The 22508-nt window shown below is 64.5% G+C and carries 23 protein-coding genes and 1 tRNA gene; 11 read left to right on the top strand and 13 right to left on the bottom strand.

All coding sequences use genetic code 11. The features are described 5' to 3' along the window. The first annotated feature begins 44 nt into the window (after positions 1–44). The 5 genes from ASE75_RS14040 to ASE75_RS14020 all read left to right on the top strand — a co-directional run bounded on the left by ASE75_RS14040 (position 45) and on the right by ASE75_RS14020 (position 5849). On the top strand, positions 45–1430 hold the full coding sequence (locus ASE75_RS14040; RefSeq protein WP_082464007.1) for a glycosyl transferase family protein: 1386 nt from the start codon (positions 45–47) through the stop codon (positions 1428–1430). Further along, the gene (locus tag ASE75_RS14035) at positions 1427–2422 is read left to right on the top strand and encodes a hypothetical protein (protein ID WP_055934691.1); all 996 of its coding nucleotides are present in this window, start codon (positions 1427–1429) and stop codon (positions 2420–2422) included. The genes ASE75_RS14040 and ASE75_RS14035 overlap by 4 nt, the downstream gene beginning before the upstream one ends. Positions 2423–2462: 40 nt before the next feature. Next, positions 2463–3377, top strand: coding sequence for a sulfite exporter TauE/SafE family protein (locus ASE75_RS14030; RefSeq protein ID WP_055934689.1), 915 nt, complete (start codon positions 2463–2465; stop codon positions 3375–3377). A gap of 35 nt (positions 3378–3412) precedes the next feature. Then, a complete protein-coding gene (locus ASE75_RS14025; protein ID WP_443025354.1) occupies positions 3413–4132 on the top strand; it encodes a TIGR02186 family protein in 720 nt (239 codons plus the stop codon). Between the two features lie 70 nt (positions 4133–4202). Further along, complete coding sequence (locus ASE75_RS14020) at positions 4203–5849, top strand: ATP-binding protein (protein WP_055934685.1); 1647 nt, start codon at positions 4203–4205, stop codon at positions 5847–5849. A gap of 41 nt (positions 5850–5890) precedes the next feature. On the opposite strand, the gene gltB is transcribed toward ASE75_RS14020, so the two are convergent. The 5 genes from gltB to ASE75_RS13995 form a co-directional block, all read right to left on the bottom strand. Continuing rightward, the gene (gene gltB / locus ASE75_RS14015; protein WP_156340529.1) at positions 5891–10396 is read right to left on the bottom strand and encodes a glutamate synthase large subunit; all 4506 of its coding nucleotides are present in this window, start codon (positions 10394–10396) and stop codon (positions 5891–5893) included. Positions 10397–10413: 17 nt separating this feature from the next. Further along, positions 10414–11004 carry a DUF2059 domain-containing protein gene (locus ASE75_RS14010; RefSeq protein WP_156340527.1) on the bottom strand — a complete coding sequence of 197 codons (591 nt, stop codon included), beginning with the start codon at positions 11002–11004 and terminating at the stop codon, positions 10414–10416. After that, positions 11001–12443, bottom strand: coding sequence for an NAD(P)-dependent oxidoreductase (locus tag ASE75_RS14005; protein WP_055934873.1), 1443 nt, complete (start codon positions 12441–12443; stop codon positions 11001–11003). The genes ASE75_RS14010 and ASE75_RS14005 overlap by 4 nt, the downstream gene beginning before the upstream one ends. Positions 12444–12597: 154 nt before the next feature. Beyond that, complete coding sequence (locus tag ASE75_RS14000; protein WP_055934682.1) at positions 12598–13401, bottom strand: undecaprenyl-diphosphate phosphatase; 804 nt, start codon at positions 13399–13401, stop codon at positions 12598–12600. Positions 13402–13446: 45 nt separating this feature from the next. Next, positions 13447–14388 carry a complex I NDUFA9 subunit family protein gene (locus ASE75_RS13995; protein WP_055934680.1) on the bottom strand — a complete coding sequence of 314 codons (942 nt, stop codon included), beginning with the start codon at positions 14386–14388 and terminating at the stop codon, positions 13447–13449. 121 nt (positions 14389–14509) lie between these two features. Between ASE75_RS13995 and ASE75_RS13990 the strand changes: the two genes are divergently transcribed. From ASE75_RS13990 to ASE75_RS13980, 3 genes are all read left to right on the top strand, one after another. Next, positions 14510–14596, top strand: a tRNA-Leu gene (locus ASE75_RS13990). Between the two features lie 279 nt (positions 14597–14875). Beyond that, positions 14876–15319: a hypothetical protein gene (locus tag ASE75_RS13985; RefSeq protein ID WP_055934678.1), complete on the top strand. Its 444-nt coding sequence runs from the start codon at positions 14876–14878 to the stop codon at positions 15317–15319. Between the two features lie 12 nt (positions 15320–15331). After that, positions 15332–15982 carry a helix-turn-helix domain-containing protein gene (locus tag ASE75_RS13980; RefSeq protein ID WP_055934675.1) on the top strand — a complete coding sequence of 217 codons (651 nt, stop codon included), beginning with the start codon at positions 15332–15334 and terminating at the stop codon, positions 15980–15982. A 25-nt stretch (positions 15983–16007) separates the two neighbouring features. On the opposite strand, the gene ASE75_RS13975 is transcribed toward ASE75_RS13980, so the two are convergent. Then, positions 16008–16226 carry a hypothetical protein gene (locus ASE75_RS13975; protein ID WP_156340526.1) on the bottom strand — a complete coding sequence of 73 codons (219 nt, stop codon included), beginning with the start codon at positions 16224–16226 and terminating at the stop codon, positions 16008–16010. A gap of 302 nt (positions 16227–16528) precedes the next feature. Between ASE75_RS13975 and ASE75_RS13970 the strand changes: the two genes are divergently transcribed. Together ASE75_RS13970 and ASE75_RS15260 are read left to right on the top strand one after the other, a co-directional pair. Further along, entirely contained in the window at positions 16529–17032 is a 504-nt protein-coding gene (locus ASE75_RS13970; RefSeq protein ID WP_055934671.1) for a TIGR02594 family protein, read from the top strand. Between the two features lie 287 nt (positions 17033–17319). After that, complete coding sequence (locus tag ASE75_RS15260; RefSeq protein ID WP_082464004.1) at positions 17320–19161, top strand: ATP-binding protein; 1842 nt, start codon at positions 17320–17322, stop codon at positions 19159–19161. Here the strand turns inward: ASE75_RS15260 and ASE75_RS13960 are convergent. The 6 genes from ASE75_RS13960 to ASE75_RS13935 form a co-directional block, all read right to left on the bottom strand. Next, entirely contained in the window at positions 19158–19661 is a 504-nt protein-coding gene (locus ASE75_RS13960) for a hypothetical protein (protein WP_235512798.1), read from the bottom strand. The genes ASE75_RS15260 and ASE75_RS13960 overlap by 4 nt on opposite strands. A gap of 76 nt (positions 19662–19737) precedes the next feature. Continuing rightward, on the bottom strand, positions 19738–19983 hold the full coding sequence (locus tag ASE75_RS13955; RefSeq protein WP_055934667.1) for a hypothetical protein: 246 nt from the start codon (positions 19981–19983) through the stop codon (positions 19738–19740). 110 nt (positions 19984–20093) lie between these two features. After that, on the bottom strand, positions 20094–20342 hold the full coding sequence (locus ASE75_RS13950) for a hypothetical protein (protein ID WP_055934665.1): 249 nt from the start codon (positions 20340–20342) through the stop codon (positions 20094–20096). Between the two features lies 1 nt (position 20343). Further along, entirely contained in the window at positions 20344–20739 is a 396-nt protein-coding gene (locus ASE75_RS13945; RefSeq protein WP_055934663.1) for a hypothetical protein, read from the bottom strand. Then, positions 20736–21116, bottom strand: coding sequence for a hypothetical protein (locus ASE75_RS13940; protein WP_162233747.1), 381 nt, complete (start codon positions 21114–21116; stop codon positions 20736–20738). The genes ASE75_RS13945 and ASE75_RS13940 overlap by 4 nt, the downstream gene beginning before the upstream one ends. A 43-nt stretch (positions 21117–21159) precedes the next feature. Next, the gene (locus ASE75_RS13935; RefSeq protein WP_156340524.1) at positions 21160–21435 is read right to left on the bottom strand and encodes a hypothetical protein; all 276 of its coding nucleotides are present in this window, start codon (positions 21433–21435) and stop codon (positions 21160–21162) included. Positions 21436–21569: 134 nt separating this feature from the next. On the opposite strand from ASE75_RS13935, the gene ASE75_RS15255 reads away from it, so the two are divergent. Continuing rightward, on the top strand, positions 21570–21815 hold the full coding sequence (locus ASE75_RS15255; protein ID WP_082464003.1) for a helix-turn-helix domain-containing protein: 246 nt from the start codon (positions 21570–21572) through the stop codon (positions 21813–21815). On the opposite strand, the gene ASE75_RS13925 is transcribed toward ASE75_RS15255, so the two are convergent. After that, positions 21805–22074, bottom strand: a complete 270-nt coding sequence (locus ASE75_RS13925; protein WP_156340522.1) for an HNH endonuclease — start codon at positions 22072–22074, stop codon at positions 21805–21807. The two genes, ASE75_RS15255 and ASE75_RS13925, sit on opposite strands and share 11 nt — an antisense overlap. Positions 22075–22508 lie beyond the last annotated feature (434 nt).

Raw genomic sequence — 22508 nt, 5'->3', positions numbered from 1 at the left:
CTATTGCCTTGATACCATAGGCAAACGTCGGGGGGCTGGCGCGAATGACGGGGTTCGTCGACGGTTTCGATGTGGTGCTGCATGAAGTGATGCTGTTCGCGGCGTTCGGGTTTCTGATTGGCGGTATCGACGATCTGCTGGTCGACGCCATCTATGCCGTCGTCCGGGTTGGGCGGGCTGCGCCATCCCGTCTGGCGATGCAGGATCTGCCGGCATCCCCCCATGCCGGCCGGCTGGCGGTGTTCGTCGCCGCATGGGACGAGGTGGCGGTGATCGGCGACATGCTGACCAGCGCATTCGCCCGCTACGACCATCCCGATTACCGGCTGTATGTCGGCACCTATCCGAATGATCCCGGAACGGTGGAGGCCGTCGCCCGGATCGCCCGGACCGAACCCCGGTTGCGGCACGTCATCCTGCCGCATGGCGGCCCGACCACCAAGGCCGATTGCCTGAACGTCGTCTGGGCCGCGATGGTCGCCGATGATGCCCGGGATGGCCCGACCCGGGCGGTCGTGCTGCACGATGCCGAGGATCTGGTCCATCCCCTCGAATTGCAGGTGGTCGATCGGCTGATTGATCGCCATGCCGTCGTCCAGATCCCGGTGCTGCCGCTCATCAGCCGGCATGGTCGGCTGGTGTCCGGCACTTATGCGGACGAGTTCGCCGAGTCGCACGGTAAGCAGCTGGTCGTGCGCGGGGCGCTTGGCGCGGGATTGCCGCTGGCCGGGGTGGGCTGTGCCATCGCCACGCCGATGCTGGCACGGATCGCCGCCATGCGCGGGGGCAAGCCGTTCGATTCGGAGAGTCTGACCGAGGATTATGAACTTGGCCTGCGGATTGCCGAACTGGGCGGTCGCGGCATCTTCGCACGGGTTGAGGAATCACCCGGCGGGCCGGTGGTGGCCACGCGCGCCTATTTTCCCGATTCGGTCGGGGCGGCCGTCCGCCAGAAGGCGCGCTGGATGATCGGCATCGCGCTGGCCGGCTGGGACCGGACGGGCTGGGCGCGGGCGCGGGCGATCGGCGATCACTGGATGCGGATGCGGGACCGGCGCGCACCGCTGGCCATATTGGTGATGGCGACCGCGTATCTGTCGATGGTGTTGTGGGCGGTGTCGCTGCTGCTGCATCTGGCGACCGGATCGGCGGTGCCGTCACCGGGGCCGTGGCTGGGATGGCTGGCTGGCACCAATGCAGCGCTGCTCGGCTGGCGACTGGCGATGCGGATGGCGTTCACGACCCGGGTGTACGGCCCGCGCGAGGGGTTGTGGGCGATTCCGCGGCTGCTGGTCGGCAACTATATCGCGCTGTTCGCCGCGCGCCGGGCGGTGATCCGCTACATCGCCATGTTGCGCGGGGCGCCGCCGGTCTGGGACAAGACCGCCCACGCCTTTCCCGACGATGTGCAGGCGATCGCCGGATCGTGAGCATCAGCCGACCTTTGCGGTTTCTGGGGCTGACGGTGGGCGGCTGGGCGGTCGCGCGCGTCGTCCTGCTGTGGCCCAATGCCGCGACGATGACCGACCTGATTCGCGATATCGTGCCGATCGCAAAGGCGAGGAAGGGGCCGTCCGCTTCCATGTCGGTGCGGATGCCATCGCCGCAGTCCCTGCCGCAGCGACCACACCGGGTCGGGGAGCCGGCACCCCGCAGACTGTTCGCCCAGGGGGCACGGGCAATGCCGCCAGCGCCAGCGGATCGTGCCGATGGCCCGGTGCTGGTGCCGCATCCCTTTGGGCCCGTCGCACCGTCCGATCCGGTCAGCCGTCCCGACGGACGACGACGCCCCGAGTCGCGGTGGAGCGGCAGCGGCTGGGCGATCCTGCGTGGCGGCGGCATGGCTCCGTCGGTAATCGGCAGCCGGCTGGGCGGCGCACAGGCCGGGGTGCGCATCGCCTATGCCCTGGGAACCGCGCGGCGGCTGGCGCTGGCCATGCGCCTGACGACCCCGCTGGAAGGTGCGGGGCGGGAGGCGGCGATCGGCATCGACTGGCGACCGACCCGCCTGCCGGTGCGGATCGTCGCCGAACATCGCTTCGCGCTGGATGGCGGGCGCGGCGGGCCGATGGTTGGGCTGGTCGGTGGCATCAACCCGACACCGATCGCCGGTCGCCTGCGGCTGGAGGCCTATGGTCAGGCCGGCGCGATCGCGCGCGGCGGGGTGGAAGCGTTTGCCGACGGGGCCGTGCGGATCGCCCATCCGATCGCCGAGGCGGGCGATATCCGTTTCGACCTGGGGATGGGCAGCTGGGGTGGGGCGCAGCGCGGGGCCGCACGGCTCGACGTCGGTCCGTCGCTGGGGATCGTCGTGCCGGTGGCGCGTCGCAGCCTGCGGCTGACGCTAGACTGGCGCGAACGCGTGGCCGGTGACGCGCGGCCGGGGTCCGGCCCGGCGCTTTCGATCGGCACCGATTTCTGATGCTTTCGCAAACACACGCAAGCGGGTAACCCGGCGGTCCATGGATCTGTACCTTCCCATCGCCAACCTGTCGGTCAACGCGCTGGTCATTGTCCTGCTGGGCGGTGGCGTCGGCCTGCTGTCGGGCATGTTCGGCGTCGGCGGCGGGTTCCTGACCACGCCGTTGCTGATCGTCTATGGCATCCCGCCGACGGTCGCCGCCGCGTCGTCCGCCAGCCAGGTGACGGGGGCGAGCGTTTCCGGCGTGTTCGCGCATTTCCGCCGCAAGGGCGTCGACGTGAAGATGGGCGGGGTGCTGGTCGCCGGCGGTATCGTCGGGTCGTTCGCGGGCGCGTGGCTGTTCAACTGGCTTCAGAAATCGGGGCAGATCGATACCGTCATCGCCATCGTCTACGTCCTGATGCTGGGGTCGATCGGCGGCATGATGGCGCGCGAATCGGTGCAGGCGATCTGGGTCCGCAAGACCGGCCGGCCGACGCGCCCGAAGAAGCGGCATCACCATCCGCTGGTCGCCGCCCTGCCGTTCCGCACGCGCTTCTATGCGTCGGGCCTGTACATCTCCCCGCTGGCCCCGCTGATCCTCGGGTTCTTTGTCGGCATCCTGACGATCCTGCTGGGGATCGGCGGCGGGTTCATCCTGGTGCCGGCGATGATCTATCTGCTGGGCATGGCAACCAGCGTCGTCGTCGGCACGTCGCTGTTCCAGACGCTGTTCGTAACCGCGGTCGCCACGATGGTCCACGCGACCACGACCAAGGCGGTCGATATCGTGCTGGCGGCGCTGCTGCTGATCGGGTCGGTCGCGGGGGCACAGGTGGGCGCACGGTTCGCGAACACGGTGCGGCCGGAATATCTGCGCCTTGCGCTGGCGGTCATGGTTCTGCTGGTCGGGTTGCGGGTGTTGCTGGGCCTCGTCTGGCGGCCAGAGGACATCTATTCGGTGGCGTTGTCGTGAAGCGGATCTGGCTGCTGGCCCTTGCCCCGCTGGTGATGGCACAGGCCAAGCCGGTGCTGGTCCCCGACGTGTCACAGCGTGATATCGAGATTGTCTACAGTTTTACCGGGGCCGAGCTGCTGCTGTTCGGCGCGATCCTCTACCCCGGCGGTCGTTTGCCGGATGACGACAAGCCGACCGATATTGTGGTGGTGGTGAAGGGGCCGACCCAGTCGATCCTGGTGCGCGAGAAGGAAAAGGTCGCCGGCATCTGGGTCAACGCCGCGCGTGCGCGCTATCGCTCCGCCCCGTCCTTCTACGCCATCGCCACGTCGCGGCCGATCACCCAACTGGTCGATGACCGGACGCGGGCGATCTACGAACTGGGCCTCGACAGCCTGCAATTGTCGCCGGCCAGCAGCATCGCGCCTGACGTGCAGCAACGGTTCCAGCGCGGGCTGGTCGACCTGAAGAAACGCGCCGGCCTGTATTACGAGGCTCCCTGCGCGGTCGAGATCACCGACGGCGTGCTGTACCGTGCGCGTGTGTCGATCCCGGCGCGCGTGCCGGTCGGCCGCTTTACCGCGGAGACGTTCCTGATCCGCGATGGCCGCGTGCTGGCGGCGGCGGTGCGCGACATCGACATCCGCAAATCGGGATTCGAACGGTTCGTCGCGCGCGCCGCCGACCGGTCGTCGGTCTGGTACGGGCTTGTTGCCGTCGCGCTGTCGGTCGGCCTTGGCTGGGCGGCCGGCGCGATCGCGCGGCGGGTCTGATCCGAAACCGACCATATTCTTTACCATTCATGCGCATAGACTGGCCCACGAAAGGCCGGTGACCCGCTGTATGAACGACATGTCCGGACATAGCGTGTTCGATTCGCCCGCCAGCGCGGCGACGACGCCGGTCGGCATCGTCCTCGCGATCGCGGGATCGAGCAGTCGCGCGCTGTTTGACCGGGCGGCGATGGTGGCGGCCTCTACCGATCCCGATCCATCGGTCGCAGCGGCCGGGCAGGTCGGCACGCAGGTCAAGATGCGGGTCGGCAATTGCTGGCTGCTGGCTAATGTCCGCGCGGTGTCTCTCGATCTGGCGGCCGGGGGCGACCGCATCACGGCGGATATTGATTTTCTGGGTGAAGGCGACGAGGAGCGGCTGACCGGCCGGCTGCACCGGTTCCGGCGGGGTGTCACCCGCTATCCGACACCGGGCTGCGAGATGTTTCCGGTGACGACCGCCGACATGCAGCAGATCTATGCCGCCGACGACCGCGCGCATATCGAGGTCGGCCATGTCTATCCGACCGACGACATTCGCGCTGCGCTGTATGTCGATGCGATGCTCGGCAAGCATTTCGCACTGGTCGGGTCGACCGGCACGGGCAAGTCGACCGCCGCCGCGCTGATCCTGCACCGCATCTGCGACCTCGCGCCGCAGGGCCATGTCGTGATGATCGACCCGCACGGCGAATATTCGGCCGCGTTCAAGGGCAATGGCGCGCTGTTCGACGTCAACAATCTGGCGATGCCGTATTGGCTGATGAACTTCGAGGAGCATTGCGAGGTGTTCGTCACCTCCTCCGGCACGCAGCGGCAGCTGGAAACGGATATCCTCGCCAAATGCCTGCTTGCCGCCAAGGGCAAGAGCCGGATCGGGCAGGAGATCCCGAAACTGACGGTCGATGCGCCGATCCCCTATCTGCTCAGCGATCTGACCAATCTGATTTCGCAGGAAATGGGCAAGATCGACCGCGCCGGCGACAGCACCCCCTATCAGCGGCTGAAGACCAAGATCGACGAGGTGAAGGCGGATCCGCGCTACGGCTTCATGTTCTCCGGCATGCTGGTCGCCGATACGATGGCCGCGTTCCTCGCGCGGATTTTCCGCATGCCCGGCGACGGCCGGCCGATCTCGATCATCGACGTGTCGGGCGTGCCGTCCGAGATCACCTCGGTCGTGGTCGCGGTGCTGGCGCGGATGACGTTCGATTTCGCGATCTGGTCGCGCAACGAACCGCAGCGCCCGATCCTGCTCGTCTGCGAGGAGGCGCATCGCTACATCCCGAGCGACCGTGATGCGACCTCCTCGGTCGGCCGGATCCTGGGGCGCATCGCCAAGGAAGGGCGCAAATACGGCGTCAGCCTGGGCCTCATCACCCAGCGTCCGTCGGATCTGGCCGAAGGCGTGCTGTCACAGTGCGGCACGATCATCGCCATGCGCCTGAACAACGATCGCGATCAGCAGTTCGTCCGCGCGGCGATGCCCGAGGGCGCGCGCGGTTTCCTCGATTCGATCCCCGCGCTGCGCAACCGCGAGTGCATCATGTGCGGCGAGGGCGTCGCGGTGCCGATCCGCGTGGCGTTCGATGCGCTGGACGCCGACAAGCGCCCGGCGTCCGGCGACCCACTGTTCTCCCAACTGTGGCGCGATGTCGGCGACGAGGACCAGATCATCGACCGCACCATCCGCCGCTGGCGCGCGCAGGGACGGTAGGGGGCGACCGTGTACCGTCGCCCCCCATTCCATCCGCGACGTTACTCCGCCGCTTCCACCTCGGGCGTGTCGTCCAGCGGGTGCGACAGGCGCGTCAGCATTTCCTTGGGCACGACCTGCCAGAACTGGCCCGCCACCCGGTCCCAGTCGTCGAGCAGCCCCTTGGACCATTTGCTGTCGGTCTTGGCGGCATGGTCGCGCACGAGGTCGTGCAGGACACTCGCCCAGTGGAGCGAGGCGAGGCGCTGCCACACGATGTTCTCGGGGTTGGCGCGGCCTGCGAACCGGTCGTTCGGATCGTAGATGAAGGCCATGCCGCCGGTCATGCCGGCGCCAAAATTGGCCCCGACCTCGCCCAGCACCACCGCGATGCCATTGGTCATGTATTCGCAGCCATTCGCGCCGCAGCCCTCGACCACCACGGTCGCGCCCGAATTGCGCACCGCGAACCGTTCGCCCGCCTGACCTGCCGCGAGCAGCTTGCCCGAGGTCGCGCCGTACAGCACGGTATTGCCGACGATCGTATTCTCCTGGCTGGCCAGCGGCGACGACACCGCCGGCCGGACGATGATCGTGCCACCCGACAGGCCCTTGCCGACATAGTCGTTGGCATCGCCGAATACCTCCAGCGTCACGCCCTTGCACAGGAATGCGCCCAGGCTCTGCCCCGCGCTTCCACGCAGACGGATGGTGACGTGCCCGTCGGCCAGCTTGCTCATCCCGAATTTGCGGGTGATCTCGCTCGACAGGCGAGTACCGACCGCACGGTGGGTGTTGCGCACCGAATAGGTCAGCTGCATCTTTTCGCCACGGCTGAAGACGGCGGCCGCATCCTTGATGATCTGTGCATCCAGGCTGTCGGGCACCTCGTTGCGCCACGTCGTCAGGCTGAACCGGCGCTGGTCGTCGGGGGCGTCGACCTTGGCGAGGATCGGGTTGAGGTCGAGATCGTCGAGATGCTCGGCCCCGCGGCTGACCTGCCGCAGGAATTCGGTCCGGCCGATCACTTCGTCGAGGCTACGGACGCCCAGCCGCGCTAGGATGTCGCGGACTTCCTCGGCGATGAAGGTCATCAGGTTGATGACCTTTTCCGGCGTGCCGGTGAACTTGGCACGCAGGCGTTCGTCCTGCACGCACACCCCGACCGGGCAGGTATTGCTGTGGCACTGACGCACCATGATGCAGCCCATCGCGACGAGGCTGAGCGTACCGATGCCGAACTCCTCGGCCCCCAGGATCGCGGCGATGACGATATCGCGTCCGGTCTTGAGGCCGCCATCGGCGCGCAGCTTGATGCGACCGCGCAGGCCGTTCAGGGTGAGCGTCTGGTTGACTTCCGACAGGCCCATTTCCCACGGCGTGCCGGCATATTTGATGCTGGTCTGGGGTGAGGCCCCGGTGCCGCCGACATGGCCGGACACCAGGATGACGTCGGCATGCGCCTTCGCCACGCCCGCCGCCACCGTGCCGATGCCAGCCGACGACACCAGCTTCACGCAGACGCGCGCACGCGGGTTGATCTGCTTGCAGTCGTAGATGAGCTGCGCGAGATCCTCGATCGAATAGATGTCGTGATGCGGCGGCGGGCTGATGAGCGTCACGCCCGGCGTCGCGTGGCGCAGCTTGGCGATGAACTCGGTCACCTTGAAGCCGGGCAGCTGCCCGCCCTCACCGGGCTTGGCCCCTTGCGCGACCTTGATCTCGATTTCTTCGCAGGCGTTCAGATATTCCGCCGTGACGCCGAAGCGGCCGGACGCGATCTGCTTGATCCCCGAATTGGCGTTGTCGCCATTCTCGTACGGCTTGTAGCGCAGGACGTCCTCACCGCCCTCGCCGGACACGGCCTTTGCGCCGATCCGGTTCATCGCGATCGCCAGCGTCTCGTGCGCCTCCGGGCTGAGCGCGCCCAACGACATGCCCGGCGTGACGAACCGCTTGCGGATTTCGGTGATCGCCTCGACCTGGTCGACCGCGACGCCCTCTGCGGGGAAATTGAACTGCAACAGGTCGCGCAGGTATACCGGCGGCAGGTCGGCGACGCCGCGCGAGAACTGCATGTAGCTCGAATAGCTGTCGGTCGCGACGGCGGTCTGCAACAGGTGCATCAGCTGTGCCGAATAGGCATGAGTCTCGCCGCCGTTGCGCTGGCGATAGAAGCCGCCGATCGGCAGGGTGACGACGCCGGCGTCGAACGCCGCCTCGTGCCGGACGATCGCGCTGTAGTGCAGCGAGGCATACCCCTCGCCGCTGATCTTGGCCGGCATGCCGGGGAACAGGTCGTTGACGAGACTGCGGCTGAGGCCGACCGCCTCGAAATTATAGCCGCCGCGATAGGAGCTGATGACCGCGATGCCCATCTTGGACATGATCTTCAGCAGGCCCTCGTTGATCGCGGTCCGGTGCCGCTCCAGACAGGTGTCGATGCTCAGGTCGCCGAACAGGCCGCGCGCATGGCGGTCGGCGATCGCCGCTTCGGCCAGATAGGCGTTCACCGTCGTCGCGCCGACGCCGATCAGCACCGCGTAATAATGCGTGTCGAGGCACTCGGCGGTGCGGACGTTGACCGAGGCATAGGAGCGCAGACCCCGGCGGACGAGATGCGTATGCACCGCCGCCGCCGCCAGCACCCCGGCGATCGCGACGCGCCCTTCGGACACCGCCTCGTCGGTCAGGAACAACTCGCTCTTGCCCTGCCGCACCGCTTGTTCGGCCTCGTTGCGGATCCGCTGGATCGCCGCGCGCAGGCGTTCGGGGCCGCCATCGGCCTCAAACGTGCAGTCGATCTCGGCGACCGACGATCCGAAATGCGTCTTCAGCCGGGTCCAGTCGGCGCAGGTCAGCACCGGCGAATCGAGCACCAGCACACGGGTCTGGCGATCCTCGGTGTCGAGGATGTTGGCCAGATTGCCGAACCGCGTCTTGAGCGACATGACGTAGCGTTCGCGCAGCGGGTCGATCGGCGGATTGGTGACCTGACTGAAGTTCTGGCGGAAGAACTGGCTGATGAGGCGCGGCTTGTCGGAAATGACCGCCAGCGGCGTGTCGTCGCCCATCGAACCGATGGCTTCCTTGCCGCCCTCGACCATCGGCGACAGGATCAGCTCCATGTCCTCCAGCGTCTGGCCGGCCGCGACCTGGCGGCGCGCCAGTTCGGCGCGGTCGTAGCGCATGACGTCGGTGTCGCCCGACAGGTCGTCGACCGTCAGGAACTCGCCGATCATGCTGGCATAGTCGGCCTCGCCGGCGATCCGGTCCTTGACCGCGCGATCCTCCAGCACGATCCCCTCGTCCAGGTCGACCGCGATCATCTGGCCCGGCCCCAGCCGGCCCTTGGCGATGATCGTGCTTTCCGGCACCACGACCATCCCGCTTTCCGATCCGACGATCAGCAGTCCGTCCGACGTGCGGGTGTAGCGCAAGGGGCGCAGCGCGTTGCGATCCATGCCCGCGACGGCCCAGCGGCCATCGGTCATGGCGAGCGCGGCCGGTCCGTCCCACGGCTCCATGACGGAGGCGAGATACTGATACATCGACGCGTGGTTTTCCGGCACCTCGGGATTACCGATATAGGCCTCGGGCACCAGCATCAGCTTGGCGGTGGGGGCGTCGCGACCAGAGCGGCAGATCGCCTCGAACACCGCGTCCAGCGCGGCGGTATCGGATGCGCCGGCCGGGATCACTGGCTTGATGTCCTCGGAATTGTCGCCAAAGGCGAGGCTTGCCATCCGGATCTCGTGGCTGAGCATCCAGTTCTTGTTGCCGCGGATCGTGTTGATCTCGCCGTTATGCGCCAGGCAGCGGAACGGCTGCGCCAGCCACCATTGCGGGAAGGTGTTGGTCGAATAGCGCTGATGGAAGATCGCGACGCGCGATTCGAACCGCTGGTCGGTCAGGTCGGGATAGAACACCGACAGCGATTCGGCGAGGAACAGCCCCTTGTAGATGATCGACCGGCACGACAGCGAACAGATGTAGAAACCCTGGATCTGCGCGGCGATGACGCGCTTCTCGATCCGGCGGCGGACGAGGTAGAGGTTCTTCTCGAACTCCGCGGCACTGACCTCCTCGGGCATCGGCCCGGCGATCATGATCTGCTCGATCTCGGGCCGGGTCGCCTGCGCCTTCTGGCCGATGACCGACACGTCGACGGGCACCTGACGCCAGCCATAGATGGTGTAGCCCGCCTCGATGATCGCGGATTCGACGATCGTGCGGCAATGCTCCTGCGCGCCAAGATCGGTGCGCGGCAGGAAGATCATGCCGACCGCCAGCCGGTTCGGCGCGACCTTGTGCCCGCTGGCCGCGACGCAATCGTCGAAGAAGCGGATCGGCAGGTCGATGTGCAGGCCGGCGCCGTCACCGGTCTTGCCGTCGGCATCGACCGCGCCGCGGTGCCACACCGCCTTCAGCGCGTCGATCGCCGACTGCACGACGCGGCGCGACGCGCTGCCGTCGGTTGCCGCGACCAGGCCGACGCCACAGGCATCGCCCTCGTACTCGGGCCGGTACATGCCATGCTTGGCGAGATAGGTGCGCTGGTCGGTCATATTGGCCTCGCTCGACATCATTGCTTGGCAGGAGTGGTTGGTGCCGCTGTCGTGGGCAGGGCATCAATGCGGAGAATAGCAGCAGGGACCGCCTCGGCACCGGCCGCTGCTCCGATGATTTTACCCTGCTCGCTCAGCGCGGCCTGGAGCCTGGGCTGTGCCGCAATCATCCGCTGGCCGGTCGGCGTCTGGTAAAAAGCGATTGCGGCCTGCAAATCCGCTTCGCTCAGTGTTGCGGCATATTGTCGCGCGGTTGCGGCCGCGATTTCGGGATAGCGCTTGCGCAGCGACTTCATGATCTCTTCGCTCATGATGGCGGCGGCCTTTGCCCGCATCGCCGGGTTAGCGACGATTGTCTTGGTTGCCGCGGGTGCGTTCGGGGCCTGTGTCAGCGCCGCCATGATCTGCGCGGTCATCATGGGGGTCAGTTGCCGGAACATGGTGTCCAGAACGCCGTCCAGCTTCAGAAGCTGAACAAGCGTTGCAGCGGACGATACCGTTCCCGACGATGGCTCAGGCGATGCTTGTCCGGCCGCTGCGAGCGGTACGGTGGCCAATGCCGCACCGACCGCCATCATGGCAATTTGCCGAAGTTTTCCGATCGTCACGCCGCCACCTTCTCGCGAACCGCCTTGGCCTTCAGCCACTTGTGCATCGTCGCCGACACGTCGCGGCCGTCGCGGATCGCCCAGACGACCAGCGAGGCACCGCGGACGATGTCGCCCGCCGCGAATACGCCGTCGAGGCTGGTCATCAGCGTCTTGCCGTCGACCAGCACGGTGCCCCAGCGGCTGACGCCCAGTTCGGGCGCGCCGAACAGCGTCGGCAGATCCTCGGCATCGTAGCCGAGCGCCTTGATGACCAGATCGGCCTCGACCGCATAATCGCCGCCGGGATCGACCTCGGGCGCGCGGCGGCCGCTGGCGTCGGGAGCACCCAGCCGCATTTTCCGCACCGATACGCCGGATACGGTGTCGCCACCGTCGAACGACTGCGGGGCGGAGAGCCAGACGAACTCGACGCCCTCTTCTTCCGCGTTGGCGACTTCGCGTTGCGACCCCGGCATATTGGCGCGGTCGCGTCGGTACAGACACTTTACCGACGTCGCGCCCTGGCGAATCGCGGTGCGGACGCAGTCCATCGCGGTGTCGCCGCCACCGACGACCACGACGTTGCGCCCTTCGGCGTTCAGACGGCCGTCCTCGAAGGCGGGGACATGGTCGCCAAAGCTCTTGCGGTTCGACGCGGTCAGGTAATCCAGCGCCTCGACCACGCCGTGCGCCTGCGCGCCGTCGACGTCGATCGCCCGCGCCTTGTACACGCCGGTCGCGATCAGCAGCGCGTCGTGGCGCTGACGCAATTCGTCGAGCGTCGCGTCGTCGCCGACCGTGAAGCCCTCATGAAACACGATACCCGCCGCTTTCAGCCGTTCTACCCGGCGCATCACGACGGGCTTTTCCAGCTTGAACCCGGGGATGCCATAGGTCAGCAGCCCGCCGGCGCGGTCGTGGCGGTCATAGACGTGCACGTCATAGCCGTAGCCGCGCATATATTCTGCCGCCGCCAGACCCGCCGGCCCTGCGCCGATCACGCCCACCGACTGGCCGCGTGGGCGGCCCGGCACCAGCGGTTCGACCCAGCCATTTTCCCAGGCGGTATCGGTGATGAACTTTTCGACCGAGCCGATCGTGACCGCGCCGTGCCCGGAAAACTCGATGACGCAATTACCCTCGCACAGCCGGTCCTGCGGGCAGATGCGGCCACAGATCTCGGGCATGGTCGAGGTGGCGTTCGACAACTCATACGCCTCGCGCAGCCGCCCCTCGGCGGTCAGGCGGAGCCAGTCGGGGATGTGGTTGTGCAGCGGACAGTGGACCGAGCAATAGGGCACGCCGCACTGCGAGCAGCGCCCGGCCTGATCCTCCGCCGACTGGACAGCGTAGCGATCCGCGATTTCGCGAAAATCCTCCGCGCGCAGGTCAGCCGATCGCTTGGCCGGATAGGCCTGCGTGCGGTCCACGAACTTCAGCATCGATTCCGTCGCCATATCGGCCTCCTGCACGCCTCTTATTGCGCGCAGGAGGCTCTGTCACGAGAGAATCGACGTATAGGAAAGCTATGCTGTCCCAATAAACCATTGGCAAGTTGCGAGCGGCTCGCAGTCAATCGTGTCTGCCAAAAACTATGACCGAAACGGCCATTTAAAATTGCAATGCGATCAGCGCGATCGTGCCGGCGATGATCCGGTACCAGGCAAAGGGCGCAAAGCCGTAGCGGCCGACGATGCCGACAAACCAGCGGATCACGACCAGCGCCACCACGAACGATACGACGAAGCCGATGGCGATCGAGGTCCATTCGCCCTGACCCAGTGCCGCACCATTCTTGTACAGGTCGTATCCTGACGCCGCGAGCATGGTCGGCACCGCGAGAAAGAAGCTGAACTCGGCCGCCGTCTTGCGTTCGACGCCCATCCCAAGCGCCCCCATGATCGTCGCGCCCGACCGGCTGACCCCCGGAATCATTGACAGGCACTGGGCGATGCCGATGCCGAGCGCGGTGGTCCATGGCATCGTTTCCACCGACCGGACGCGCGGTGCCTTGACCAGTCGCTCGATCACCAGAATGGCGACGCCGCCGACGATCAGCGCGACCGCGACCACGGTCGGGCTTTCCAGCAGCGCCTTGACCGACTTGTACACCAGGATGCCGATGACGGCCGAGGGCAGGAAGGCCAGCGCCAGGTTGCGGGTAAAGGCCAGCGCCCCGGCCTGAAGCCCGAACAGGCCGACCGCCACGTCCCAGAACCGCCGCCAGTACAGGGCCAGCACCGCCAGGATCGCGCCCAGCTGGATCACGATGTCGAACGTGCCGGCCGATTCGCCGTGAAAGCCAAGGATCGCCCCGGCCAGGATCAGGTGGCCGGTCGACGATACCGGCAGGAATTCGGTCACCCCCTCGACGATGCCGAGGAGGATGACGATCAGGATATGCGACATGGACAGGCTCCGGCCGGCGCGTGACGATCCCGGCGGTGCCGGGCGGGGTTATCAGGCGATGCTGGCGGCACGACGGCCGAAGCGGCCGGCCTTGCGATAGCGGACCAGCCAGTCGGGCGCGATCGCCGCCATCGGCGTCGGGGTGATGCCGAATGCGGCCAGTCCCTGTGCGCCGGGCGCGACCACATTGTCGGTCTGCAGCATCTGCCACTGATCCTGGCTGATCGGCGCGCCGGGCAGGAAGCCCAGCTTGGCGATGATCGCGCCGGCCATGTCGGGCAGTTCGAGGATCGTGGGGCTGCGGCCGATCGCGGCGGCGATCCAGCGGATCAGCGCACCCATCGTGATGATGTCGGGACCGCCCACGTCATAGGTCCGGCCGGCGAACGCATCCGGCTCCGACACCGCGCGCGTGATCGCGGCGGCGACGTCACCGACGAACACCGGCTGGAACTTCACGGGCGCGCGCAGCACGGGCACGACCGGCGACGACTGGATCATGCCGGCGAAGCGATTGACGAACTGGTCCTCGCGCCCGAACACGATCGAGGGGCGCAGGATGGTCGCGGCGGGGAAGGCGGCGCGCACCGCGGCTTCGCCATCGCCCTTGGAGCGGCCATAGGCGGACGCTGAGGCGCTATCGGCACCGATTGCCGACACATGCACCAGCGCGCGCGTACCGGCCTGTGCGCAGGCCCTGGCGACGGCCTGTGCGCCATCGACATGATAGCGCTGGAAATCGCCGGCCAGCACGCCGACCAGGTTCACCACCGCATCGGCCCCGGCGATGGCCTGCGCGATCGTGTCCGGCCGGCTGATGTCGGCGGCGACGAACTGGGTCTGGCCAAGACCACCCAGCGGTTTCAGGAAGAACGCCGCGCGCGGATCGCGCTGCGCCACCCGGACGCGGACGCCCGCCTGCAACAGGCTTTGCGCGACATAGCGGCCGAGGAACCCGCCGCCCCCGATCAGCGTCACCAGTCTGTCCGTCATGCCAACCCGTCCTTACTTCGTCTCGTCTGCGCGCTCCCTTGCCCGACCCGATCGCAGACGACAAGCAGATGGTGTGTTGACAAGGATTCCGAAGCCCCATAGAGGGCGCGGCCTACCCAGTGCCCGGATGGCGGAATTGGTAGACGCACCAGCTTCAGGTGCTGGCGATCGCAAGGTCGTGGAGGTTCGAGTCCTCTTCCGGGCACCATTTCTCCCGCGCTAAGCGGTTGAGATTAATGGCTAAAGTGGTTGGTCAGCGTGATGCTCACCACCACTTCGCTCCCCATTATGGCGGCGTATCACCGCGAACAATGATGAACAGGCGCGGTCGCCCGGCGCTTACCAGCTGGCAACCTCTTCTCGCTATTTCCGGCTGTGTGGATCGCAGCGCGTGTGGATCTTGCGTGTGCAGACGGTTCGTTTGTTGATCGATGATCCGTCAGCCTGACGCTCATTGAGTACAGCGCTGGCATTGAGGGAGGATTGAATGCGACTTTATCTGTTTGGCCTGATTGCACTTGTGTCCGCCTGCTCGCAGCCAACGACGACGTCCACGTCGGGAGGTAGTGCGCGCTCATCGTCCACGTCGCTCGACAGCCTGCCTGCTGGATCAATTCAGATAGCGGTTACGCAGTTAGACCAGCTCGACCGTTACGGTTGCAAGGTCTACATCACGGCCAAGAACACCGCCGATACCGGTGAGCGCACCCCTTTCATTCAGATCGACACGGAAGCGCTGAACGCAGAGGGGCAGGTTCTATCCACGGGCAAGACGGGCATCACCAACATATTGCCAGGACGCTCGGTCAACCGTGAGTTTCTCCTGAACGACGTTCGTTGTGACGAGATCGTGAAGTTTCGCGGGCTCTCCGGCGAGACAAACGCCGTAGCGACTGGACCTGATACGATCATTCCGATCGAGCAATCATAAGTCGAGGGGGCAGTGACCGACCAATACGCGCTGACGCCTAAGCAGGCGATCGAGGTGATCAAGGCGGCGGGCGTCGATGATGCGGCCAAGCTGATAAGGGATCACGCAGCCGCGGGGCTGGTGAGATCGTACGCTCAGGTGCAGGTTACGATCAACACGCGGGGTGAGCGCACCTGCGTTCGCGGTGGCGCTGTTGCTTCTGCGGCTTGGGAGCGCATGATCTGCGGCGGAGTGGACTCGGATGTCTGGGGCGGCGGCACTGTTCGCCTAGCCGGGTCCGATCTGGTTGGTGGTACGCCTGCCTTACACGTCACGGGTATCGCCTTCCATGCGGACGATATTGAACGCCTGTCTAATCAGCAGCGACCAGCGTCACGTGTAAAGGCAGCCCCAAAGCGCGTCGCCGTCGAACAAACACGTGTTGCCGACGAGGATCCAGCCGACGTACCGTCCCCTAGGCCAACTCGACAGCGCGGAGCACTAGACCTGAGCGCGCTGCACTCCGGCGCGTTGTTGCTGACGGTCAAGCAGACCGAGGCCGCGCTCGCGATCAGCCACACCACGGTCTACAAGCTGATCAACGCCGGCAAGCTGGAGCGCCCGGCGGGCGAAACCCGCATCACGGCAGAGAGCGTGCGGCGGTATGCGGGGTTAATCGACTAGGCGTCGCGCACTGATCCGTCCGCGTCTAGCGCACACCGAACCCCGCCCTGCTGTTCTCGCCATCGTCGGTGCGTTCGCGGCCAGCTAGGACGTTTTCAAGTTCAGCCAGTGAATGCGGCACGTCGATGTGCTGTGCCCCGAGGAACAGGCGCGATCCCTCACCTTCGGGCACCGCATGGGTCAGCTTGTCGATGTCCACCAGCGCCTTGCCCGAGGGCAGCGTCTCGATCTGAACGAATCGCATGGTCGTCTCCCGCATTGCGCCCGGCATCATGGACACGGCGGTGGTAACGAACGGTTGCCCCCGAAAGCTGCGCCGCGCGTTAGACAGGCGAGGAGATGACCATGATCGACGATCCAAAAACCGACGACGCAAGCTCCGCCGAAGAGGCAGAGGAAATGGAAAAGGTACAGGAGGACGCTGCCAAAGAGCGCGAGGAAAACGGCGGTTATCAGTAGGGTGGAACGGCCGGTTAGCCATCGCCTCACAGTCCATGTGGCGCGATGGCTGCCACTCTACCCGTGCAGAACTGAAGCGAGATCATAGTGGCGAACGAGCCGAAGTGGCTGAAAGCGGCACGGGCAAAGCTGGGAACCAAGGAAGCGGCGGGATCGGCGAACAGCTCGACCATTCTGGGCTGGGCGAAGCGTCTTGGCACAAAGGTCCTTGGGATGATCTACAACGCCGACAGCGTCCCTTGGTGCGGCGTGTTCGTTGCCCTCTGCTTGGATGAGGACGGCATTGATCCTGCGGCTATCGCCGTGCGGGCAATGTCTTGGTCGACCTGGGGGCAGGCGCTCCGCCCCGAACGCTTGGCACCTGGCGCAATCCTCGTCTTCAAACGACCGGGCGGCGGGCATGTCGGCTTTTACGTTGGGGAAGACGCCCGGGCATATCATGTTCTCGGGGGTAATCAGGGGAACGCGGTCACGGTCGCGAGGGTGGCAAAGGATCGCTGCATTGCCCGGCGATGGCCACCCGGCCGCGCTGTTATAGGAAAGCCGGTGCGCATGGCGTCGAACAAGCCAATCTCCAACGACGAGGCATAGCTGAAGCGACAGCATTCTAACGATCGTCGGTTGCCGCCCGGAGATCTTTCCCACGAGCTACCGTTTCGACACTTGTAGGGTCGGCAACATTCCCCCGGCCCATTGCGTATGGGCCAATGTCATACGGTTTTGATTGAGCCAGCCAGCTTCGACGGATCCGCAGGATATTATATGCGGCGTGAGCGTCGGTAAGCTGGTGCGTGGATCACGATGGTCATGGCCACTATGCTAAGTCAGGTCGTCAATTTCAGCTAGCATGCATGCTAGCTTATTGGTTATGGAGAGTCATGATCAGCGCCAAAACGACAGCCGAGCTCATTCAGGAATTGAATGAGGCCGACGAGACTGAGCATCTCGAAGCAAAAAGCGCTAGTGCCGGAGACGTAGGTAAGTCTGTCTTCGAGACGATATGCGCAATGAGCAACGAACCAGGTCTTGAAGGTGGCACAATCCTACTCGGCGTTGAGAAAGAGCAGCTCAACCTCTTTCCCCAATATGTGGCTGTTGGAGTCGACGATCCCGATAAGGTGAGCTCTGACATTGCTAGCGGCTGCGCTTCGAAGTTTAACTCGCCTGTGCGTGTTGATGTCAGCCGGGAGCTGATAGGCGGTAAAGTGGTTGTGCGAGTTGACGTTCCGGAGCTAAGCTCAAGCCAAAGACCCCTTTACTTTAAGGGTATGGGTTTACCCCGCGGGGCATTGCGCCGTATAGGTTCGACAGATCAGCACTGCACTGATGACGACCTAACTGGTTTCTTTCAGTCTAAAGCGCAGGAGGCCTATGACTCGCTGGTGATCGAGGGAGTGACATGGGACGACATCGATTTAGAAGCGGTCGAGGCTTACCGACGGGCGCGTGGAGAAGCAAATCCGGATGCCGAGGAACTCAATTGGTCGAATGAGGAAGTGCTACACGCTTTAGGCGCAGTAAGCAGGCGCGCCGGTGATTATGTTGTAACCGCAACTGGATTACTTGTTTTTGGCAAAGCATCAGCTTTAAGGCGAGTGGTCCCCGCGCACCGCGTCGACTACATCCGAGTACCAGGCAAGGACTGGGTGTCTGGTAACGACCATCGGTTCGAATCTCTCGACATGCGGGGGCCGATGTTTTCGCTTCTTCCGCGAATCATGGCAGCCATCCTTGATGATCTGCCAAAAACCTTCCGCGTAGATGACGCTTCTGGACAAAGAACCGACGTTCCAATCGTACCTGCACGAGTAATACGTGAAGCGGTTGTAAACTCGATTATGCATAGAAGTTATCAAACGGCGCAACCTGTTCAGGTTATTCGCTACTCTAACAGGGTGGAGATAAGAAACCCCGGTTACTCGTTAAAATCTCAGGAACGCTTTGGGGAGCCAGGCTCCGCGCTGCGCAACCCGCACATTGCAGAGATCCTACACGAAACCCGGTTTGCCGAGACGAAGGGAAGTGGCTTACGTGTCATGCGAGACATCATGTCGAGCCACGGATTATCGGCACCAACCTTTAGTTCGAACAGAGATAACGATGAGTTCACTGGCATATTTCTTTTTCATCATTTCCTGAGTGAGCGGGATTGGGAATGGTTGGCCGGCTTCACGGCTTTCCAACTTACCGAAGACCAGATGCGAGCAATAATTTTCGTCCGCGAAGTCGGGGCTATCGATAATTCAGCATACCGCAGCCTAACCCAAGCCGACACCCTCTCTGCAAGTAAGAGCCTCCGCAAGCTCCGTGAGCAAGATATATTAGAAGATCGCGGCGGTGGTTCCCGAACGTACTATGTCCCGGGTCAGGTGATGCGGGAACGCGTTCTTAGCCACGATGCTGACATGCATGCTAGGCCTAGTGGACTGGCTCCAAAAGGACGTCATGCCAACCGCGCGGAGATGCCCACACACCTCCGTGCACGCTTCCAAGCTACCGGCAAGCGCATCGAACCGGCAGATATGGAGAGCCTACTGATCGATCTGTGCGCTTGGCGCGCCCTTTCGGCAGAAGAGATTGCGAACCTGCTCGGCCGCACGGCTCACTACATCTCAAATAAGTATCTGTATCGTATGGTTCGCGAAGGGCAACTCCGACACAAGTATCCGGAGATGGTCAAGCATCCGGGCCAACGCTACATTGCCGGTGAAGCCAATTAACTCACGAACATCGCCTCCACGATCGCTTGCATCAGGACCCCACGCGGCACTGGCACGCTGACCGACGTATAGCCTTGGTTCGCCGCCCGCCTAGTCCCATACAGCCCGATCCACTGCCGCCCATGCTGACGCCAGGCACGCTGTAGCGCCGGCACGGGCAGCAGGACGCAGGTCGCAGCCGGTGCATAGGCATACGCGATGAAATCACAGGCCAACGGCTTCTGGACCCAACCCGGTGACCGCCGCGCCTCGTCCGACCAGCGCTCGAGCAGAACGTCGGGCCAGTCCTGCGTCCGGATCTTCTCATCGACCGTAAACGTGCGCCCGCAAGCCAGCGTCAGCAGGCGATCGATCCCGCCACGCTGCGCCCAGCCATCCTCTGACACAGCCACTGCGGACATCAGCGTCGGAAAAGCACGGCGGTAAAGCGGGATCCACCAGTCAGGTCCGTATTGCTCCGACAGGTTGTGGCTGTCTTGGAACCGATGAACACGCGCCAAACCCGCCGACCGGGTTCTCCGGGCGACGGGCTGGTGCCGTAGCTGCCGGGGCGATGCCGCCGGCGAGAGTGCGGTGCTATTCGTACGTATCATCCTGTTCGAAATCGTGGCTGTCCTCGCTGGGGTCGGCCAGCGGACAACCGGGGTGGAGCATCCAGTTCTGGTTCTGCATATGAAAATCGTCTTCCCCCATTGATCCATCCCGCTCATCGCCGTGAAGCTCGAAGTCAGGATCGCCGTCGATTTCGTCCATGCGATCGATCATGCGCATGGTGAGCTGCGCCAACCCCGCCCGCGACAATGACGGGATCGCCGCCAGCATGACGGCCGCTGCCAATGGGTCACGACGCGTCCAAACGCGGCGAGGGCGGGGACGATGCCAGGGCCGAGGGGCAGCCGGCCGCTGGGGCGATGTGACGATCAACCGGGGCATCAATGCACCTCGCCGTTCTGTCGGCGTTCGATCATCATACGGATGGCTTCCTGGCGGTCGGGCCGGCCCACGATCTGCGCCATGACGGACGTGAGTTCGTCGCCCGGGCAGTCTTTCACGACGAGCCAGAGTTTGCGATCTGCGGCCAAAGCATAGCCGCCGCCGATCTGCACGAGCGAGTGGAGCCAACCGGCGGGGCTGAATGTGGGGGATGAAGAAGCTGTCCCCTGGCGGATCTGTGCCGCCATCTCAGCGGCTCCCCTGCGCTAGCAGCCGCTTGGCATATTCCGTCAGGCGTTTGGCATTGCCGCCATCGATGCCGAAATGGCCACCGTCCGTCATATGCTCGATCAGCCGCGTATATTCGCCCCATGTCGTGGGCACGGCTGCGTCGGCATGAGTCACGGCCGCAGTCATGCTGTCTTCTTCGCGCTTAAATTGCTCCTCGTCAGTCGTTTCGAGGTCGGCGGGCAGGCTATTGAAGCGACGTTTAGCCGCGTCGTTGGCGTCAAGAGCCGCGCGAAATGCCATGCTGCCGGCGTCGGGGCCGGTGCTGGCAGCGGACGCGCTAAATGGGTCGAACAGCGCGACACCGGCCAAGCCAGCGCCACCGATCAGGCCGCGGCGGGTGGTCTGTGTCGTCATGCGACCTTCTCCCCACGCAGTGCTTTGATCGCCAGGATCATTCGATATTCGGAGGAGTCGAACTGATCGACGTTGGCGAGCATCCAGCCAAAATCCTCGCTCCAGATGGCTTCGCATTGACGGGTCGTGTCGGCATTGAACGCGAGGCCGATCCACAGTCGCATTTCAGCGACGCGTGCGCCCGTCAGCCGGGTGTCGAGGATTATGTCCTCGGCATCTGACATGCGCTTCCAGCCGGGGTGGTCGTCCTCCCAACCTTCGGTAGCGGTGTCGCAGGCTTTGCGCGCAGCCTTCCACTCCGTGAAGCTAGCTTCGATGCCGCTCGATGCGGCTGCAAATGCCGGTGTCGCTACCAACCCCGCGGGGGCGGTGGCCATTGCGCCGAGCAAGGCTCGGCGGGTTGTCTCTGCAGTCATTGGATCAGCCCTCCCGCGCCATGAGGCAGCTGTTGGTGGCGTGCCGTGTGAACAGGCTCTGACATGCGTCGGCGGCAATGATCGCTTCGATTGCGCCCTGCTGCCGGGCCGTGGACGCGCGATGCTGACCGGCCAACAGGCGGGCATATGAGCTTGGGTTGCCAGACCGCAGATGCTGGCGTGCCATGTCGACGGCCGAGGCCGTTGTCGCGCTGATGGAAGAAGTCGCGCGGGCAACCTTGGCCGGGCGCATGTTGGGCGATAGGGTGTGCTTAGCCATTCTCGATCTCCTTACGATCGTGGTGGTTAGGCTGGGTTTGGAGGGCCTAATCTCCTTACCCAGCCGGCTGATGATCGTTTTCATATCATCACGAACAGTGGCGAACAAGCGCGAACTGATATAAATGCGATCAGATGATGCGAATTGAGCAATGTCGGGCCGCCAGGGCTTTGCTTGACTGGTCGGCGCAGGATCTGGCGCATCGCGCCGGGATCGGCGTGGCAACGGTCCGCCGGTTCGAAAGCGGGAGCGTTGTTGCCGCATCTTCGGTCGAAAGTATGATAACGGCGCTCTCAGACGCCGGCGTTGCCTTCATCGCCGCCGGGGGATCGTCCCCTGACGGCGGAGAAGGGGTTCGCCTTTCGAGTCCTAGCGGTTGATCACGATCGTCAGCTTGGCCTGCTGGTGCTCAACGATGTGGCAGCGGCGACAGAGCGCTTCCATGTATCTCCAATCGTATCGCAGCTTGTGCTTCTTCGGCAGCCGGTGATGCGCTTCTTTAGATAGCCGCCAGTGGCAGTGGTGGCAGAATGGATGGGCGTCCAGATACAACCCGTTTCTCTTCTGACGTGCGTTGGGCGCGCCGGTGCGGGCCTTGGCGCGCCATTTCCGTGGATTACTCATCTTCATTTTCCTCATGCCCACCATGGGCAAAAGGACCCGTTTCAACGGGGCAGTTGGCAACCCTGGAGGGTGTGCCGCACTTGGCGCTGTGCATCATAGCGCTGAACTGATTCTTGATCTGCTTCAAAGCCGCGAACAGCGGCGCCCGAGGATTGCGTCTATGCAATCCGATCCGAGCGGCCGGCAGGTCGCGACCGCTGCGCCTTTCGCATCGGAACCCCTTCACTGTGAACGAGATCACCATCTCGTTCAGCGCAGCTAATCTGAGGCCCCGCCCGGATTAGCGGTATTGCGCCTACTTCTTTCAGTTCTTTTTGCGGGGCGCAGGTGCGGCCCAGGCCATCGCCGTTTCAGCGGTGACGCTGATGGCCGGCAAGCCTCCTGTCCCTGCTCGTCTCGTTCTGGGACGAGCAACGCCAACAGGAATTGACGCGCAGAGGACTCGCCCT

The sequence above is a fragment of the Sphingomonas sp. Leaf17 genome (assembly GCF_001421505.1).
In the GTDB taxonomy this organism is placed as follows: domain Bacteria; phylum Pseudomonadota; class Alphaproteobacteria; order Sphingomonadales; family Sphingomonadaceae; genus Sphingomonas.
This window is presented reverse-complemented; position numbering and strand designations above follow the sequence as displayed.

Coding starts and splice junctions, on each gene's coding strand:
- ASE75_RS14040 (WP_082464007.1), top strand. CDS start 45: ATGACGGGGTTCGTCGACGGTTTCGATGTGGTGCTGCATGAAGTGATG.
- ASE75_RS14030 (WP_055934689.1), top strand. CDS start 2,463: ATGGATCTGTACCTTCCCATCGCCAACCTGTCGGTCAACGCGCTGGTC.
- ASE75_RS14025 (WP_443025354.1), top strand. CDS start 3,413: ATGGCACAGGCCAAGCCGGTGCTGGTCCCCGACGTGTCACAGCGTGAT.
- ASE75_RS14020 (WP_055934685.1), top strand. CDS start 4,203: ATGAACGACATGTCCGGACATAGCGTGTTCGATTCGCCCGCCAGCGCG.
- gltB (WP_156340529.1), bottom strand. CDS start 10,396: ATGACCGACCAGCGCACCTATCTCGCCAAGCATGGCATGTACCGGCCC.
- ASE75_RS14005 (WP_055934873.1), bottom strand. CDS start 12,443: ATGGCGACGGAATCGATGCTGAAGTTCGTGGACCGCACGCAGGCCTAT.
- ASE75_RS13995 (WP_055934680.1), bottom strand. CDS start 14,388: ATGACGGACAGACTGGTGACGCTGATCGGGGGCGGCGGGTTCCTCGGC.
- ASE75_RS13985 (WP_055934678.1), top strand. CDS start 14,876: ATGCGACTTTATCTGTTTGGCCTGATTGCACTTGTGTCCGCCTGCTCG.
- ASE75_RS13975 (WP_156340526.1), bottom strand. CDS start 16,226: ATGCGATTCGTTCAGATCGAGACGCTGCCCTCGGGCAAGGCGCTGGTG.
- ASE75_RS15260 (WP_082464004.1), top strand. CDS start 17,320: ATGATCAGCGCCAAAACGACAGCCGAGCTCATTCAGGAATTGAATGAG.
- ASE75_RS13955 (WP_055934667.1), bottom strand. CDS start 19,983: ATGCTGGCGGCGATCCCGTCATTGTCGCGGGCGGGGTTGGCGCAGCTC.
- ASE75_RS13950 (WP_055934665.1), bottom strand. CDS start 20,342: ATGGCGGCACAGATCCGCCAGGGGACAGCTTCTTCATCCCCCACATTC.
- ASE75_RS13945 (WP_055934663.1), bottom strand. CDS start 20,739: ATGACGACACAGACCACCCGCCGCGGCCTGATCGGTGGCGCTGGCTTG.
- ASE75_RS13940 (WP_162233747.1), bottom strand. CDS start 21,116: ATGGCCACCGCCCCCGCGGGGTTGGTAGCGACACCGGCATTTGCAGCC.
- ASE75_RS13935 (WP_156340524.1), bottom strand. CDS start 21,435: ATGGCTAAGCACACCCTATCGCCCAACATGCGCCCGGCCAAGGTTGCC.
- ASE75_RS15255 (WP_082464003.1), top strand. CDS start 21,570: ATGATGCGAATTGAGCAATGTCGGGCCGCCAGGGCTTTGCTTGACTGG.
- ASE75_RS13925 (WP_156340522.1), bottom strand. CDS start 22,074: ATGAGGAAAATGAAGATGAGTAATCCACGGAAATGGCGCGCCAAGGCC.